The sequence below is a fragment of the Microcoleus sp. S13_C5 genome, assembly GCF_036700845.1.
GTDB lineage: Bacteria > Cyanobacteriota > Cyanobacteriia > Cyanobacteriales > Microcoleaceae > Microcoleus.
Genome location: NZ_JAUBPR010000051.1, coordinates 1 through 17860, shown reverse-complemented (window position 1 = coordinate 17860; position 17860 = coordinate 1). Strand labels below are relative to the sequence as shown.

General features: G+C 46.1%; 16 protein-coding genes. 12 read left to right on the top strand and 4 right to left on the bottom strand.

The window, feature by feature from the left end:
* Positions 1–24: 24 nt before the first annotated feature.
* Both QUA04_RS15305 and QUA04_RS15300 read right to left on the bottom strand, forming a co-directional pair.
* Positions 25–2556, bottom strand: coding sequence for an ankyrin repeat domain-containing protein (locus tag QUA04_RS15305; RefSeq protein ID WP_333258185.1), 2532 nt, complete (start codon positions 2554–2556; stop codon positions 25–27).
* 205 nt (positions 2557–2761) lie between these two features.
* Positions 2762–2896, bottom strand: coding sequence for a DUF4058 family protein (locus QUA04_RS15300; RefSeq protein WP_445242330.1), 135 nt, complete (start codon positions 2894–2896; stop codon positions 2762–2764).
* Between the two features lie 322 nt (positions 2897–3218).
* On the opposite strand from QUA04_RS15300, the gene fbp reads away from it, so the two are divergent.
* The 11 genes from fbp (at position 3219) to QUA04_RS15245 (ending at position 15283) form a co-directional block, all read left to right on the top strand.
* Positions 3219–4292, top strand: a complete 1074-nt coding sequence (fbp, locus tag QUA04_RS15295; RefSeq protein WP_333258184.1) for a class 1 fructose-bisphosphatase — start codon at positions 3219–3221, stop codon at positions 4290–4292.
* A 175-nt stretch (positions 4293–4467) separates the two neighbouring features.
* Entirely contained in the window at positions 4468–5622 is a 1155-nt protein-coding gene (gene tal / locus QUA04_RS15290; protein ID WP_333258183.1) for a transaldolase, read from the top strand.
* A gap of 261 nt (positions 5623–5883) precedes the next feature.
* Positions 5884–7413, top strand: coding sequence for a glucose-6-phosphate dehydrogenase (gene zwf, locus QUA04_RS15285; protein ID WP_333258182.1), 1530 nt, complete (start codon positions 5884–5886; stop codon positions 7411–7413).
* A gap of 136 nt (positions 7414–7549) precedes the next feature.
* Entirely contained in the window at positions 7550–8914 is a 1365-nt protein-coding gene (gene opcA / locus QUA04_RS15280) for a glucose-6-phosphate dehydrogenase assembly protein OpcA (RefSeq protein ID WP_333258181.1), read from the top strand.
* 256 nt (positions 8915–9170) lie between these two features.
* Positions 9171–10721, top strand: a complete 1551-nt coding sequence (locus tag QUA04_RS15275; protein ID WP_333258180.1) for a cobyrinate a,c-diamide synthase — start codon at positions 9171–9173, stop codon at positions 10719–10721.
* Positions 10722–10822: 101 nt separating this feature from the next.
* Entirely contained in the window at positions 10823–11314 is a 492-nt protein-coding gene (locus QUA04_RS15270; protein WP_333258179.1) for an ureidoglycolate lyase, read from the top strand.
* Between the two features lie 533 nt (positions 11315–11847).
* Positions 11848–12303, top strand: a complete 456-nt coding sequence (locus QUA04_RS15265; protein WP_333258178.1) for a KGK domain-containing protein — start codon at positions 11848–11850, stop codon at positions 12301–12303.
* A 95-nt stretch (positions 12304–12398) separates the two neighbouring features.
* A complete protein-coding gene (locus QUA04_RS15260) occupies positions 12399–12851 on the top strand; it encodes a hypothetical protein (RefSeq protein WP_333258177.1) in 453 nt (150 codons plus the stop codon).
* A 169-nt stretch (positions 12852–13020) separates the two neighbouring features.
* Entirely contained in the window at positions 13021–13509 is a 489-nt protein-coding gene (locus QUA04_RS15255; RefSeq protein ID WP_333258176.1) for a KGK domain-containing protein, read from the top strand.
* A gap of 119 nt (positions 13510–13628) precedes the next feature.
* Positions 13629–13805 carry a DUF4089 domain-containing protein gene (locus tag QUA04_RS15250; RefSeq protein WP_333258175.1) on the top strand — a complete coding sequence of 59 codons (177 nt, stop codon included), beginning with the start codon at positions 13629–13631 and terminating at the stop codon, positions 13803–13805.
* A 14-nt stretch (positions 13806–13819) separates the two neighbouring features.
* Positions 13820–15283, top strand: coding sequence for an AtzE family amidohydrolase (locus QUA04_RS15245; RefSeq protein ID WP_333258174.1), 1464 nt, complete (start codon positions 13820–13822; stop codon positions 15281–15283).
* Between the two features lie 11 nt (positions 15284–15294).
* Here the strand turns inward: QUA04_RS15245 and rpsU are convergent, their stop codons facing one another.
* Both rpsU and prfB read right to left on the bottom strand, forming a co-directional pair.
* The gene (gene rpsU, locus QUA04_RS15240) at positions 15295–15489 is read right to left on the bottom strand and encodes a 30S ribosomal protein S21 (RefSeq protein ID WP_006632476.1); all 195 of its coding nucleotides are present in this window, start codon (positions 15487–15489) and stop codon (positions 15295–15297) included.
* A gap of 172 nt (positions 15490–15661) precedes the next feature.
* Positions 15662–16796, bottom strand: a protein-coding gene (gene prfB, locus QUA04_RS15235) for a peptide chain release factor 2 (protein WP_333258173.1) whose coding sequence is annotated in 2 segments (ribosomal slippage) — positions 15662–16723 and positions 16725–16796 — 1134 coding nt in all. Because the reading frame shifts where the segments join, the coding sequence is not laid out codon by codon here.
* Positions 16797–16993: 197 nt separating this feature from the next.
* Between prfB and QUA04_RS15230 the strand changes: the two genes are divergently transcribed.
* Positions 16994–17740: a Uma2 family endonuclease gene (locus QUA04_RS15230; RefSeq protein WP_333258172.1), complete on the top strand. Its 747-nt coding sequence runs from the start codon at positions 16994–16996 to the stop codon at positions 17738–17740.
* The last annotated feature ends 120 nt before the right edge of the window (positions 17741–17860 follow it).

Below are 17860 nucleotides of genomic sequence, written 5' to 3'. Positions count from 1 at the left end.
TCTGCCTGGGTTGATTGTGGATAATTAGTCTGTTGCGCCGCGAGATCTGAGTATTTTGGCTGCTGGGTCTCGGTCGGGGTTCCAGTTGGTTTTTACTATCTTGAGCGGCGTGTCGCCATCGCAGTTTGTAGCGTCAATTTTTGCACCTTTATCAATCAGCAATTTTAAGATTTCTACAGTGCCATAATGTGCTGCTTTGTGGAGTGGAGTTGTGTTACACATATCTCTATTATTAACATCTGCACCGTTTTGAATTAGCAGTGCAGCAATATCATTGTGTCCGATCGCGATCGCTTGATACAATGGAGTTTGACCGTCCGCATTTCTAGCGTTAACCCTTGCGCCATTAGCAATTAGCAGTTCAGCGATATCTTGAGATCCTTGAGCAACAGCAAGATGCAGGGGAGTTTGAAGCAAGTTATTTTTGGCATTAACGAATGCACCTTTGGCAATGAGTTGTTTGGCTACATCCTCAAGTTTGAAATCGACAGCGATATGCAGTAAAGTTCTGCCTTCTTTGTCTTCACTATTAACATCTGGGTTTTTACTAATTAGCAGCGCCACTGTATCCTGAAGTTTCAGGTCTACGGCGATATCCAGTGGAGTTTTTCTTTGATTATCCTGGATATTAATTTCTGCACCTTTAGCAATCAGCAATTTTAAGATTTCTACATTGCCATAATGTGCGGCTTTGTGCAGTGGAGTTGTGCCAGATCCATCTATATTATTAACATCTGTACCATTGTTAATTAGCAGTGCAGCAATCTCATTGTGTCCGATCGCGATCGCTCGATACAATGGAGTTTGACCGTTCGCATTTCTAGCGTTAACCCTTGCACCATTAGCAATTAGCAGTTCAGCGATATCTTGATAGCCTCGATCGACAGCAAGATGCAGGGGAGTTCTTTTTTCCCAATCCAGAATCGCAACATTTGCACCGTCTTTAATTAGCTGTTGTACCAACTCCTTAAAGCCTATTTTGACTGCGTTATGTAATAAAGTTGTACCCTTGCCATTTCGGGCATTTTCTTCTTTGATGTTAATTTTTGCGCCCGCAGAGAGTAGTATTTGTGCGATCGCCTTCGATCGCGCCGTATGTAGAGGAGTCATGCCATTTTTGTTTTTGGCATTGACATCCGCACCTTTAGCAATCAGCAACTTGGCCATTTCAGGCGATCGGGCAAAGAACAGAGGAGTTTTATTAAAATATTGACTTCCTGTCCAGGCGTTAATATCTGCACCATTAGCAATTAGCATCTGTGCTACTTTTATGCGATCCAACATAGCAGCAAAGTGTAATGGGGTATAGCCATCTGTACCCTTAGCGTTGACATCTGCACCTTTGGCAATTAGCGTCTGTGCCACTTTTATGCGATCGGATGCCGTAGCAACGTGTAATGGGGTATGGCCATATGAATCCTTAGCGTTGACATCTGCACCTTTGGCAATTAACAATTCTGCCACCTCTTTTGAGCCAGCCAAGTGTAGTAAATTCTCGTCGTTCTTTACCCTGCTATTGGCACTAATGCCAAGATCCAGATAATGCCTAACAGTTTTAGTATCTCCCTGTCTGGCAGCCTCGACAACTGCATAGGGTGTAAATCCAATCCGGTTGAGGATGGGATATTTAAAGTGATTAAAAACAGCAACAGCAGCAACAGCAGCAATTCCTATTTTGAGGCGTTTTTTCCATTGCGTCGGATTGGATTTAACGCTAACTATTCGAGGATTGCGAAGAGATTCAAGCGCTTCTTGTGCCGATTGAAAGCGGTTTTCTAAATCTGGCGCGATCGCTTTTTCTAACCAATCGGCAAATGCTGAAGAAATCTGAATTTGAGAGCGAAAATCTCCCTCTAGTATATTTGTTGGTAATTCCGCCGGGGAACGGTGGGTTAGTAAATACAACAATGTCGCTCCTAAACCATATAAATCTGTTGCAGGTACGGCTTGTCCGAGAAATTGTTCTGGAGCCATATAACCATAGGTTCCAACTACGGTACTTCCTCGCATTAAAGTATTGTAATAAGTGTTTTGCACTGCTCCAAAATCTACTAAGCAGACTGCCCAGTCTTTTTCTTTGTGGGAATTGATGGGCGATTTGACAACAATATTTTCTGGTTTAATATCCCGGTGGATAACAGGTGGTGTCTGTGAATGGAGATAAACCAAAATATTCAAAATTTGTGTGGCAATGCGTTGAATTTCGGACTCACTAGCGTGCCAGCCACTTTCGACTAAACTTGCTAGAGATTGCCCTTCTGCCAGTTCTTGTACTATATAAAAACAACGGTTGTCGGGAGTATCGACATAAAAATAATCCAAATAACGCGGAATTCCCGGATGATTCAATTTTGATAAAACATTGGCTTCTCGTTCAAATAGTTCCAGGACTTTCCAGTCATTCATCTTCTGTAAAGACAAAGCTTTGAGTGCGACTCGCTGGTGTGTTTGGAGGTCAACGGCTTCATAAGTTGTGCTACTACCGCCTTCTCCGAGTAGCTTTTTAATTTGATAGTGTTTGACTAAGTTATGGGGAATTTGTTCAACAATATCCATAGCATTATCCTGGGTTGATGAGTACCAACAAAAATTTTATATTTGGGTTTTAAAAACCCAAATTTTGAAAAATTTATGCAATGTAAATTGAGTGTTTGAGTATATTTCAAACAAGTCAATAGAAAAGTCAATGACGGACTCTGTATATTTGCTTAAATTTCAATTACCGTATTTCTATGGATAACTTACCCAGAATTTTTGAGGGTCATATCACCTTTGGCGAAAATTTACGTACGGGATATTGATCGTAATCGAGCCGATAATCATAGCCGGCGCGATCGTAAATGCCTGCAAGCAATTCCGGCAAATTAACAATAGGTTCTACATCTTCTTCGCGCAAAGGAAGTTGTCGGTCTTTTTGAGATGCTAGCCAACGTTCGTAGGCTTCTCTATCGCCACTTTTTCTCTCAGCGCCCTCTGCGTCCTCTGCGGTTAATCAAAAAAAGTAGTGATTTTGGATACAATTCCCGACTCAACAGTCGATCGAACTCCTCAATTTTCGATCGGGATCTAAAATTCACCTAAAGTTCGACGCCCTTTGGCAAAACCCTCCCTAAGATAGAAGTTAGGGGACGATCGGTCTAATAGCCGATACAGGCGCAAGTGTCAAGCACCTGAAAATCCCAAACTCAGAGCCGCAAGACAGGGAGGTTATCAATATCATGGTACAAGCGCCGACAGGGGAAGCCCGACTGGGCCCGATCGATCAGGTGCAAGCCTTAGACCGAGATTGCACGACTCTCTCCCGTCACGTACTCCAGCAACTCCACAGCTTTTCAGCAGATGCTCAGGATCTCAGCGCTCTGATGAATCGCATCGGGCTGGCGGCCAAGCTGATCGCTAGGCGACTCAGCAGAGCCGGGTTAATGGCAGATGCCTTGGGGTTTACAGGGGCTACGAATGTGCAGGGAGAATCCGTCAAAAAGATGGATATCTATGCCAATGAAGTGTTTATCTCGGTATTCCAGCAAAGCGGACTTGTGTGCCGCTTGGCTTCGGAGGAAATGGAAAAACCCTACTACATTCCCGAAAATTGTCCGATCGGGCGTTACAGTCTGCTCTACGACCCCATAGACGGTTCTTCCAATCTTGACATCAATCTCAATGTAGGCTCCATATTCAGCATCCGCAAGCAAGAGGGAGACGATGCAGACGGTTCTGCTTCCGACTTGCTGCAACATGGACACAAACAAATTGCCGCTGGTTATGTACTCTACGGCCCCAGTACCATGCTGGTTTATTCGATCGGTCAGGGTGTTCATTCCTTTACCCTCGACCCCAGTTTGGGCGAGTTTATTCTAGCTAACGAAAACATTAAGGTTCCCGATCGCGGCCCGATTTACAGCGTTAATGAAGGCAACTTCTGGCAGTGGGAGGAATCTTTGAGGGACTACATTCGCTACGTACACCGCAGCGAAGGCTACAGCGCCCGGTACGGCGGGGCTTTGGTGGGAGATTTCCACCGGATTTTATTCCAGGGAGGCGTGTTTTTGTACCCCGGAACGGTGAAAAACCCCGAGGGCAAATTGCGTTTGCTATACGAATCGGCTCCTTTGGCGTTTTTGATGGAGCAAGCCGGCGGGCGTGCCAGCACAGGCATTCAAGACATCTTAGACGTTGTGCCGACCAAACTGCACGAGCGATCGCCCTTAATTATCGGCAGCAAAGAAAATGTAGCGATGGTCGAGTCTTTTATTCAAGATCGATCGCGCAATCCTAGAACAGTCCAAGAGTGAAGGAAGTTCGGCAACGGATTGTGTAACGGATGTAACGGATGTCAGGAAGAAGGAAGAGGGTTTTAACTGATAACTTTCGACTCCCAATTACCAATTCCCCATTACCAATTTTCAAGTTTCAATTTCCAATTTCCAAGTTCCAATTAACAGCTACCAAATTGTAGGAGTTACAGTAATGACAGCAACACCAACGAATCACCTGTTAGAAATCAAAGAAATTGGCCAAAGCATCTGGATGGACAATTTGACTCGCGATCTGATCAAGTCCGGCGAACTCAAACAGATGATTGAAAGTCGAGGACTGCGCGGGATTACATCTAATCCGGCTATTTTTGAGAAAGCGATCGCGGGTAATGTGATTTACGACGCGGATATCGAAGCGGGCATCCGGGCGGGTAAATCTGTAATGGAGATTTACGAATCTCTGGTATTTGAAGATATCCGCAACGCTTGCGACATCTTCGCCCCAGTTTACGCAGAGTCCAAGGGTTTGGACGGCTACATTAGCATTGAAGTGCCACCGACGATCGCCAACGATACAGAAAGCACGATTAGTGAAGCCATGCGCTATTACAAAGCCCTCGGCAAAGAAAACGTGATGATTAAGATTCCGGGAACCGCTGAAGGTTTGCCCGCAGTCGAGCGAGTCATCAGCGAAGGCATTAACGTTAACGTGACTTTGCTATTCTCCGTTGACAGCTACGTCGAAACCTTCTGGGCTTACATTCGCGGTTTAGAAGCGCGGGCGGCTAAAGGTTTGGATATTAGCAATATTGCTTCTGTTGCCAGTTTCTTCTTGAGCCGGATCGACATCAATGTCGATGGCAAGATTGACGAGAAACTCAAAAATGTCACAGATATTTCCACAAAAGCTAAACTGGAAGCAGTGAAGGGGAAAATTGCGATCGCCAATGCAAAGGTAGCTTACCAGAAGTATAAAGAGATCGTAGCGAGCGATCGCTGGCAAGCTTTAGCAGCCAAAGGAGCGAAAGTACAGCGCTTGCTGTGGGCTTCCACCAGCACCAAAAACCCCAACTACAGCGATGTCATGTACGTCGATGAACTAATCGGCCCCGACACCGTTAACACTTTGCCGCCGAACACCGTTGAAGCTTGTTTCGACCACTGCGATGTCGCACCCCGGATTGAGAACAATGTTGCAGAAGCTTACACGCTGATCGAAAGTCTCAAAGATCCCGACATCGACATCAACTTGGACCAAGTGATGGCAGACTTGCTCCTCGACGGGATTGATAAATTCGTCACCCCGTTCCAATCCCTGATGGATTCCTTGGAAGAGAAAGTGCAGAAGTTGTCACCCGTCGCCTAGACAGATATCTGTATCCTGAAAGGCAGAAGCATTTAGGAATCGGAATAGATAATTATTTGGGTTCTTAAATGCTGAGTTTTAAATCCTCTCTAGGGATTTTGAGATTAATGGCTCTCAGAGTTCCTAGAGAGCCAAATCCTCTGCCTCCTCTAGCAGTATGAAGAACCGATTAACTCTCTCACCGAGAAACTAGCAGAAATGACCGCAAACTATCATGGTGTCTTGGCAGGGTTAACATCACTAGAACAAGGAAAATAAATAATGGTAACACTACTTGAAAATCCACTGCGGGTCGGTTTGCGAAAAGAACGGGTGCCGGAACCACAAATTCTGGTAATCTTCGGAGCTTCTGGGGATCTCACCCAGCGCAAACTGGTACCTGCAATTTATCAGATGAAGCGCGATCGACGCTTGCCACCGGAAACTACCGTGGTGGGAGTAGCCCGCCGCCCTTGGAGTCACGATTACTTCCGAGAGCAAATGCGCGAAGGCATTGAAGAATTTGGCGGCGGCATTGGCAATGAAGAATTTTGGCAAGATTTCGCTCAAGGTTTGTACTATTGCCCGGGCGACATTGACAACCCGGAAAGCTATCAAAAACTCAAAGCTTTCTTAGCGGAACTCGACGAAGAAAGGAGAACTCGCGGCAATCACATATTTTATCTATCAGTTTCCCCGAACTTTTTCCCAGAAGCAATTAGGCAACTGGGCGCTGCTCAAATGCTGGTTGATCCAGTAAAACACCGCTTGGTAATTGAAAAACCCTTCGGCCGCGACTTGAGTTCGGCAAAAGCTCTTAACCGAGTCGTGCAGAAGGTTTGCCAAGAACAGCAAGTTTACCGGATCGACCACTATTTGGGTAAAGAAACTGTTCAGAATTTAATGGTGTTCCGGTTTGCTAACGCGATTTTTGAACCGCTGTGGAATCGGCAATTTGTCGATCACGTACAAATTACAGTTGCAGAAACAGTAGGCGTAGAAGACCGGGCCGGTTACTACGAATCCTCTGGGGCGTTGCGGGATATGCTGCAAAACCACTTGATGCAGATTTTCTGTCTGACGGCGATGGAACCGCCGAATTCCTTGGACGCTGACAGCATCCGCACCGAAAAGATGAAAGTTCTGCAAGCAACTCGCTTGGCAGATTTGCATAACTTGGAGTTCTCAGCGATTCGCGGTCAATATTCCGCAGGTTGGATGAAGGGCAAACAGGTGCCAGGTTATCACGAAGAACCGGGGGTGGCTCCCAACTCGACAACGCCGACTTTTGTGGCGATGAAGTTTATGATTGACAACTGGCGCTGGCAGGGAGTGCCTTTCTACCTGCGAACTGGCAAACGGTTGCCGAAAAAAGTTAGCGAAATTGCGATTCAGTTCCGCGAAGTGCCGCTGCTAATTTTTCAGTCCGCTGCCCAACAAACTACTCCTAACGTTTTGACCATGCGCGTGCATCCGAACGAGGGGATTTCGCTGAGGTTTGAGGCGAAAATGCCGGGGCCGGATTTGCGGACGCGGACGGTGGATATGGATTTCAGTTACGGTTCTTCCTTTGGGGTGACATCTTCGGATGCTTACGATCGACTGTTAATTGATTGTATGCTGGGCGACCAAACTTTGTTTACCCGTTCTGATGAAGTGGAAGAAGCTTGGCGGGTGGTAACGCCGGCGCTGATGGAATGGGAATCGTCCAACGAACAACAGTTGGTTCCTAAATACGAAGCGGGTACTTGGGAACCGGCGGAAGCAGAACTGCTAATTAACAGAGACGGCCGCAAGTGGCGCAGACTTTAAGAGTCATTAGTCAGCAGTCCTTAGTTTATTGGTCAGGATTAGTCATTATTGATTAGCTAAGAACCAATGACTGAGAACCAATTACTAAGAACCAATGACTAATGACTAATAACAAATAACAAAGGAGAAAAGATTTATGACGATGACACCGATGAAAGCTCCGCCTCTGGTTTCGCTGCAAAATCCTAAAGATGTGTCGCTCGACCAGATAGAGGCTGAATTGAGTCAAATTTGGGAAAGTTACAGAGAATCTGGTTCAAAGGGCGATTCTCCGATCGCTAGTAGGGCAACAACTTTTACTTTTGTAGTCTACGAACCCGAAGAAACTCAGCGGTTATTAGCGGATCTGGGGTTTTACGACGGGCCGGTGGACGGTATTACCGGGCCGATGACGGCATCTAGCATCAGGGCCGCCCAAAAAGCTTACGGACTGCCGAGAACTGGCAAACCTAACGCTGAATTGCTGGCGACTTTGCGGGAAGAAGTGGCTCGCAAAAATTCAAATGGCGAGGAGATGGGATCGAGTGGTTTGGGTTCCGGGGGATCGGGCGTGGCTGACGCGATTGTGGCTGCCAATCCCTGCCGGATTATTGCTCTGTGCCCGACTGCGGGGGAAGATACGGGCGTGCAGGCTCAAGTGGCTGCTTATTGTCCGGTTCACAAGCGCACCACTGGCAATCTGATCTGCTGCGAGTACATTACGCTCCGGGGTACGGAAGCTGCTTTGGAACGGGTGAGCGGCATCGTGACGGCGTTGACTATCGCTGATTTGCCGACGCTGCTGTGGTGGAAGGCGAATCCTGATGCCGATCGAGGTTTGTTCCAGCGGCTGGCGACAATTAGCAGTTCTGTGATTGTTGACTCTAGCAGCTTTGCCGAGTGTGAAGCTGAATTGCTGTTGATGCAAAGTCTGATCGAGGAGGGAATTCCGATCGCGGATCTGAATTGGCGTCGGCTGGCCGCGTGGCAGGAGTTGGCTGCTGAGGCTTTTGACGCCCCGGAACGTCGGGCTGCGATTCGGGAAATCGATCGGGTGACGATCGATTACGAACAGGACAATTCTACGCAAGCGCTGATGTATTTGGGCTGGCTGGCGAGTCGGCTTCAGTGGCGTCCGGTTGCTTTCAAACAGGAAGAGGGCGATTACCAAATCAAGCGAATTAAATTCGCGGGGCCCGACGAACGGGTTGTCGAAGCGGAGTTGGCTGCTATTCCTACTGCTGATTCGGGCGATGTCGCGGGCGATTTGATTGCTTTGCGTTTGAATTCTACAAACGAAAAGGCTGACTGCGGTACGGTTCTGTGTTCGGAAGTGGGCGGCTGTATGCGGATGGAAACGAAGGGTGGCGCTCAAACCGATCGGTTTAACCAGGTGAGTCCTCTGTTCGATCAGGTGACGGAACAGTTGCTGGGCCAGCACTTGCAGAGTTGGGGCCGAGATGTGCTTTACGAAGAAAGTTTGGCAGTGACGGCTCAAATACTGAAGTTAGCTAAGCGGTAAAAAGAGGGAAGAAGGAAGAAGGAAGAAGGAAGAAGGATTGAGTTAATATTCAGTGGGGCAGGCAATGTCTGCCTTACTTTTTTAGGAGTTATGAATTTTAAGTTAGGAGTTTTGAATTAATCCTGTTATTTAACTCGAAACTCTAAATTACTTCCCAAAAGCCACTAAATTACCTCTCTTCTTCTCATTCTTCCTTCGCGCCCTTCGCGTCTTCGCGGTTCGTTAAATATGTATTTTTTGTAACTAATCTAGAACTATGGCTTTAGTAATTGCTGGCGAACGCAGCGGCGCGGGAAAGACGACTGTGACGATCGCCCTTTTAGCTTATTTAATCCGTCGCGGCTTGAATGTTCAATCTTTTAAGGTAGGTCCGGATTACATCGATCCGATGTTTCATGCTTTTGTCACTGGTCGGCCCTGTCGGAATTTAGACGCGATATTAACCTCTGAAGGTTACGTGCAGAAGTGTTTTTATCGTCATATTCAAGATGCGAATTATGCCTTAGTTGAAGGGGTGATGGGACTATTTGATGGAGTGAGTCGAAAAAATAAGGAATCACGAAGCCACGACACGGATTTTGACGCGGATACACGGATTAATTATCGAAAAGAAGAAGGCAATTATGATTTTTCCTTTGCTTCTACGGCTCATGTGGCTTATTTGCTGAATTTGCCGGTATTGTTTGTGATAGATTGCAGCAGGCTCTCTGGTTCTGTGGCTGCGATCGCCCACGGTTTTCGTTCTTTTAACCCTGACCTTAAATTCGCTGGTTTGGTGCTGAATCGGGTGGCGAGCGATCGACATCTAGAACTGCTTCAAGATGCTCTCCAACCGCTCAATTTCCCGATTTTAGGCGTTTTGCGTAGGGATGAGGCTGTTACTATTCCCGATCGACATTTGGGTTTGATTCCTGCTGAGGAGTTGCCGAATCTTCATGCTGCGATCGATAAGTTGGCTGATTTGGCTGCTGTTAGTTTTGACTGGGAGCAACTTTTGCCTTTGTTGACTGCAACTCGAAATGAGGGGGGTGAGGGGTCTGAGCAACTTTTGGGTAGACACACTCTCCCTTCGGGGATTATAACTCAAAAAGATGATGTTGTCAACTCTTTGGGAAAACAATTTGGAGTGAGGATTGCAGTTGCGCGCGATCGGGCTTTTAATTTTTACTATCAGGACAATCTTGATTTGTTGGAAGAGTTGGGTGCCCAGTTGGTATTTTGGAGTCCCCTTGATGACTCGGTTTTTCCTGACAATGTACAAGGGTTATATTTTGGTGGTGGTTTTCCCGAAGTGTTTGCTCAAAAATTGAGCAGTAATGTTTTAATTCGGGATGCGGTAAGAAGCGCGGTTTTTTCGGGAATGCCGACTTATGCGGAGTGCGGCGGTTTGATGTATTTGTGCGATTCTATTGTAGACTTCGATGGCAATTCTTGGGAAGGGGTGGGAGTGTTGAAAACTGCTGCTGCGATGGGAAAGCGTTTGACGCTGGGATACCGAGAAGCTGTGGCGGTGAGGGATAGTTCGGTGTTAACTGCTCTTGATGAGGTTTGGGGACATGAGTTTCATCGATCGCATTTAACTGTTGAACCGAGTAATCCAGTTTATCACAGTTGGAGGTATGGGAAGCGGGGGGAGGTTGAGGCGGTTGCTGAAGGTTGGGGAGTTTGTCAGGTGCACGCTTCTTATTTGCATTTGCATTGGGGTGCTCGCCCTGATATTCCGGCTCGTTTTTTGCAGCAGTGTGCTGAGTTTGATTGTAAGGGTAATTTGGGCGATCGAGAAAGCAAACTAGATTTTTTTATTTAATTAATTAACCGCAGAGGCCACAAAGGACACACAGAAGAGAAAAGAGACGAGTTACTGTATTAGAATGTTCGTGACGGATCAAGCTAGAGATGTTGGGATTTATGAGCGAATCAATTTCGACTAAGCAGTTATCCGCACAATGGGTGACACCGGAGAATTTTCAGAGTTACGGTCAAGTTATCTTTGCGGCTGTTGATGGCAAGTCTTTCGATGCTGAGGATGCTCAGTTAAACTTGCAAAATGGTATTCCTAGATTTTACATTATGCGGCTGCACGAGAAAGGTCGCAAGTTTGGCAAAATTACGCGGCATATTCAATGTACTCAGTGTTTGGGTTCTTTGGATGGGAAGGATTGGTTGATGGCGGTTGCGCCTCCTGGGGATAGCTATAAACCGAGTTTAGAGGATATGGCTGCTTTTCAGATTCCGGGCAATTGTTTTATTAAGTTAGATGTGGGGACTTGGCACGCTGGACCGTATTTTGATGCGGATTTTGTTGATTTTTACAATCTGGAATTGAGCAATACTAATGTGGTTGACCATTTTACTTTTGATTTGGTAAAAAATCACAATCTGGAGTTTGAGATTGTCTGATATTGGCGATTTGTAGTTGCGCTTTCTGCGGGTGATTCTCGTTATAGCTTGCTTTTGTGAGTAATATTTTTTAACCGCAGAGGGCGCAGAGGACGCAGAGGAGAAGAAGGAGGGGGTTCGCAAGTGATTGGGGAATTTTTTTGGCCTCACTAGGCTGAATCGCCACTAGGAAGGATAAAGTTTACAAGTATTAAAATAAGTGCAATGTTCATGCCTGAGCAAAAGTATAGCATTGTTCTGCGCGATGTCGTTTTTAATTGTGTTGGATGCTGATGATTGTTATGATGCAATTAGGAGGCGCGCTGCGGTTCGGTATGTGATTTCGCGGGGTAAGTTGCTGGCGGAAACTGCACCTGCAAAAACAAGTTTTTTCGGACTCTCAAGTCGCAGCAATTTTTCAACATGAGGTCGTACAGACAAACAAACTCATTTCCTATGTAAAATTCAAATACATCTCGCTTTGAAAGCGGTATTGACTACTACAAGTAATTATGATATTTTCTCAATAAAGTGTGCCAAATCAACAAACGACTATGAACGCTAAGTTTAAAGAATTAGACTGCAACACAGATATTTTACTGATTCAAAAAGATACTTTTACACTTAATAGATTTCAAGAATTAATGAGTAAGAAACTTGCTGAAAAACTTAACAAAAGACCCGAGGGAACAACGGGTAGGATTAATCCAATATTTTTTAGTTTGTTTTCGGATTTTTCAATTGGAGAAGTAAATATTAGAGCTTTTGAGAGTAAATGGATTTTTCCTTCTCAAGGAATAGATTGTCATCTTCTAAAGATTGGTTCTCAAGGCTGGCAAAAAGGCAAACTAAGAATAGAAGCATCTCTAAGTTGGGCAACAAGCAGTGGCTACTACACAATCGAGGTAATTAAATTAGAATTTTGTCCTGATGAACCTGCCGAACCGGAATCTATTTTAGATGACATCCGTCAATCTGAGGAGTACAAAAACCTCACTAATAACACCTAATAGCCCGACAAAGATACGGAGGCAGGCGATAAAATCACATAAATTATTGCTAAAAAGTAACCATAAATCTCCAATAACGATAAATTGGGAAAATCATGAAAATTCGCTGTATTGCTAATACGGGTGCATCTCTTCCTGAAACATATATAGATCCGCCACGCGGTTACACTAGAAAGGTTGAGTTACCGCTAACTATAGGCAAGGAATATGTTGTTTATGCTATCCGAGAATGGAAAGGGACTATTTGGTACTACATCTGCAATGATAATTATAGCTATTATCCCATCCATAATCCGGCGCCGATGTTTGAAGTGGTTGACAGCAGAATTTCTAAGTATTGGCGGTTTGAACTTTCGCCCAATGGCTTGTTAATGATAGCGTTTGAACAGTGGTTTACTGACCCTTATTTTTATGATAAGCTGACGGATCAGGAAGAGGCGGAGGTTGAGATTTTTGAGAAGGTTAAGGAATTGATGGATGCTGAGGATTTTTCTTTGCCTCCCCTAGACGTTGCAGTTGAGAAGTTGCGGGAAACTGTCAGTGTTTGAGTGGGAAACAAACATCGAACCGGGCTGAATTTCTGAAATATACTAATTAATCTGGCCTAAAAAATGTCAAAATAGTTGTATTCGTAGGGTGGGCATTGCCCACCGGAACATTTGTAACTCATGCTTTTACACCCCTGATATTTAACGGTACACGACCGCATCAAATTTTATGAATGAGAAATTTAAACCACTAGACCGCGATGATGATGTTTTGTTGTTTGATAACAATAATACATTTACAGTAGCGAAACTTAAGGATTTAGTGAGTCAAGAATTTAAAGAAAGGTTTTTAACAAGCTATCACAGCCAACCAATGTATCGCGGTGGTTCTACGGAACGTGTGGATATCAAATCAGATTTAAGCACGATTTCGTTCGATTCAAAAGGTTTTAAGTGCAGTGAAATTCAATGGAAATGTATAAACTCAGTAAATTGTAAACTTCTAAAAGTGGATTCGGGAGGATGGCAGGAAGGGAAATTGATAGTGCAGGCAAGAGTCGTAAATTCATATTACGAAAATAATGATTATAAAAAGTATAAGGAAGCTGTTATTGATATATGTATAGAGTTCAGTCCCGATCGCCCAACTGAACCTATATCGCCTTTAGATGATATCAGACAATCAGAGGAATATAAAAAGCTGAGCAATAATAACTGACAGCCCGATCGCGATTACAATACAATAATCATCGCACCTATATCTGAACCTTAGATTTTCAACCGCAGATGAGGGCAGATGTACGCGGATGAACGCTGATGTTTTTTTGGGATGGACTAATGATAAATATAGAAGAATATGTCGATCGCACCGCTGAACTGATAAACTTACCCTTAGACCCGGAACACCGTCCAGGCGTTGTGGTAAACTTCGAGAGGATAGCTGTGATCGCCCGACTCGTTACTGAATTCCCTTTACCCCCAGAAGTAGAAGTCGCGCCGGTGTTTGAACCTTAGATTATTAACCGCAGATGAGGGCAGATGAACGCAGATGTTTTTTAGATAAGGCTGATGCGGTTGCTACGGCAGCGGCTGTTAAATGTGGTAAGGTTACGGCTACAGAGGCGGTAAGTGCTGCTTTGGAACGGATTGCTGTTAAGGATAAAGCTTTTAATTGCTTTACTGCAATCACTGCATCAAGCGCACTCGCAGCAGCGGAAAATATAGATAATTCCATCGCAAATAACCAAAACCCAGGCCCTTTAGCAGGCGTTCCCTTCGCAGTCAAAAACCTGTTTGACATCGGCGGAATTACCACCCTAGCTGGGTCAAAAATCAACGCTGACAATCCTCCGGCTACCCAGGACGCGGCGGTGGTCGCCCGACTAAAACAAGCCGGTGCAATCCTCGTAGGTACGCTCAACATGGATGAGTATGCCTACGGTTTCGTCACGGAAAACAGCCACTACGGCCCGACTCGCAATCCCCACGATACTACGCGCATCGCCGGCGGTTCCAGCGGCGGTTCCGCAGCAGCAGTCGCCGCCGGTTTTGTACCCATCACTCTCGGTTCTGATACTAACGGTTCCATCCGCGTACCGGCTGCTTTGTGCGGTGTATTTGGGTTTAAGCCTACTTACGGCCGTTTGTCCAGGGCTGGCGCTTATTTATTTTCGAGTAGTTTGGATTGTGTGGGGCCGTTTGGGCGATCGATCAGAGATATGGCGCTGTTGTACGATATCCTGCAAGGCCCTGATTCTCGTGACCCAGTTTGCACTCAACGCCCGCCTGAACTTTGTTCGCCGCAGTTAAATCAAGGCATCGAAGGATTGCGAATTGCTGTTGCTGAGGGGTATTTCGCCACAGGGGCCGAACCGGAAGCAATCGATGCTGTAGAAATAGTTGCTAAAGCCTTGACAAATGCCTTGGATGGTGGTAATGACACAGAAAAAACAACAAACCCCCCAAAAATAGGGGGGCTTGCAACTGTCACCATACCGGAATCCGATCGCGCCAGGGCTGCTGCATTTATCATTACCGCCTGCGAGGGCGGAAACTTGCATTTAGACAATTTGCGATCGCGCCCTCAAGACTTCGATCCCGCCACGCGCGATCGCTTTTTAGCCGGAACCCTGATCCCTGCGACTTGGTACTTGCAAGCGCAGAGATTCAGACAGTGGTACCGCGATCGAATTCGCGAAATATTCCAACAAACAGACATCATCCTCGCACCCGCAACCCCGATAGCTGCCCCTGAAATTGGCGTCGAGAAAATGGTAATAGCCGGACAAGAAATCTTAGTGCGTCCCAATCTCGGACTGTTCACCCAACCCCTATCATTTATTGGCTTGCCCGTTCTTTGCGTGCCCGTACAGCGGCCCGGCGCTTTGCCCTTGGGGGTACAAATTATTGGTGCTCCCTACAGCGAAGCGGTGATTCTCCGAGTCGCTGCGGTACTAGAATCGCAAGGCATTATATCTGCCGAATCAATTTAGTGCTAATAATTCTAGGGTTTGTTGTTGCGGTGAAAGCGTCTCTTAGTCCTTCTGGCAATAGCTTTGCGCTTCTGCTTTTCCAACGGGGTTTCAAAGTGGCGGTGCTTTCTCATGTCGGGGAAAATACCCGCTTTAGAAACTTGTCGCTTAAACCGTCGCAGGGCTGACTCAATCCCTTCATTTTCGCCTATTACAACTTGGGTCATTATTTCTCCTTTTGTTCGGTAGATCAAGTTTTATCATATCAAGGTTTTTGGCCGCGCGACCTGTTGAAGGTCGGGCGATCGACCAAAACCCCAAAATTATACCAAATCCGCTGCCATCACCGCTCTTGATTCTTTAGTCCGCGCAGACGGACTTTGTATGTGAAGGCGCCAATTATATTCGCGCGGTTGAATCGGTTTGGGCTATCAACTGATTTTCCTGCCGCAGGTAAGCTTGAATAAACGGCTCTAATTCGCCGTTCATCACATCTTCGATGGCGGTTGTTTCCACTCCAGTACGCAAATCCTTGACCATTTGGTATGGGTGAAAAACATAATTGCGAATTTGGTTGCCCCAAGCCGCCTCCACCATGTCGCCGCGAATCTCGGCAATTTCCGAAGCCCGCTGTTCCTTAGCAATCACCAACAGCCTAGCCTTGAGTAATGCCAGAGCTTTTTCCTTATTTTGCAACTGACTGCGTTCTTCAGTACAGCGAACGGCCAAACCGGTAGGAAGGTGAACGATGCGGACTGCGGTTTCTACCTTGTTAACATTTTGCCCGCCCTTGCCGCCAGCGCGGGAAGTCGTGATTTCCAAATCTTTTTCGGGAATGTCCAACTTGACGGATCGATCGAGAATTGGCATCACTTCGACGCCTGCAAAACTGGTTTGACGCTTGTCGTTAGCATTAAAAGGCGAAATTCTGACCAAGCGGTGAGTGCCTTTTTCCGATCGCATATAACCGTAAGCGTAACGGCCGACAATTTCCAAAGAAGCAGATTTAACACCTGCTTCCTCTCCCTCGGAAATTTCCATTAAATGTACTTTGTAACCTTGACGTTCCCCCCAGCGGGTGTACATCCGCAGCAGCATTTCGGCCCAATCTTGAGCATCTGTGCCGCCGGCCCCGGCGTTAATCGTCAAAACAGCGCCGCCTTCATCGTAGGGCCCCGATAGTAATTGTTGCAGTTCCCACTGGTCGAGTTCGCGGGTTAACTGAGAAAGACTCGATGAGGCTTCTTGGAACAGGGACTCGTCGGCTTCTAACTCCAGCAGTTCTAAAATAGCTTTAGCATCTTCCAAGCTCGTTTGCCAGCCGCGATATTGGTCTAAATGAGATTTGAAGTCATTAAGTTCTTGGAGGGTTTCTTGAGCTCGATCTTGGTCGTCCCAAAATGCTGGTTGGGCGCAGATTTGCTCTAAGTCTTGAATTTTGGCTGTGAGTGCGGGGATGTCAAAGATAGTCCTGGGTTGCACCCAGTCGATCGGACAATGTTTCGATATTGTGTTTGATGTCTAGAACTTCCACTGTGAGTTCTCCTAGTTGTGGGGTGTATTTTTAAGTTTAGCTGAAATTGGGATATTTCAACAAACAAAATGTTATTGCTTCTTCCTGATTAAATATAGTGCCAACCCGTTGAATTAAAAACTTTACCGCATTAAAAATTCAAAAAAAGTTGCTATAATCTAAAATCAGGTTAACGATCTCGATGGAAGTTAACTGCTATGATTTCCCCAGAACTAAAATTAAGCTTGCCGTCCACCGAAGACCTGCCATGTTCGGACGATACTCCTGTGGATAACGAAGACCAGAATCTGCTGCCGAACCTATTGTTGTTTGTCCTGACCAGCATTTGGTCGGCTCGCATGGATTGGTACTTTGGGGTGGATATGGCGGTGTATCACACCACAGGAATCAGTCCCAAAGTGCCTGTCGTCCCCGACGGGTTTCTCAGTTTGGGGGTGGAGCGCCGAAAAGGAGGCAAATCTCGCCGCAGCTATGCTGTCTGGGAAGAAAACGAGGTTGTGCCGATCTTAGCATTGGAAATGGTGTCTCACAAACCCGGTGGAGAGTACGACGAGAAAATGTCGATTTATACCGGGTTAGGGGTTTTGTACTACATTATTTACAACCCCGAATTTTGGCGACGCGATCGGCATCAACCGTTTGAAGCCTACAAGCTGATTGACGGGCAGTATCGGCAGCAGATTGGCGAACCCTATTGGATGCCAGAAGTGGGACTGGGCATGGGGCGATCTCAGCAAGTTATTGGGGGCATCGAGCAAGAAATTCTGGTTTGGTACGACGAGTCAGGAAATGCCTATCCCCTGCCCGATGCAGTGGCGGGGCAGATGCGCGAACAGTTGAGAGTAGAACAACAGCGAGCTGAGGGTCTACAACAGCGGGCCGAACGCCTAGCTGAGTATTTGCGATCGCAAGGGATCGATCCCGATAACCTGCCTGAATCGTGACGTGAAATTCGATCGGCTTGAGCGCATTCTTCCTTGTGACTAATAGACCTCTTGCGAAAGTCTCAGGCGAGCTCTAATTTAGTCTTTAAAGAAAGTTCATAATTATAAATACCAGCGATC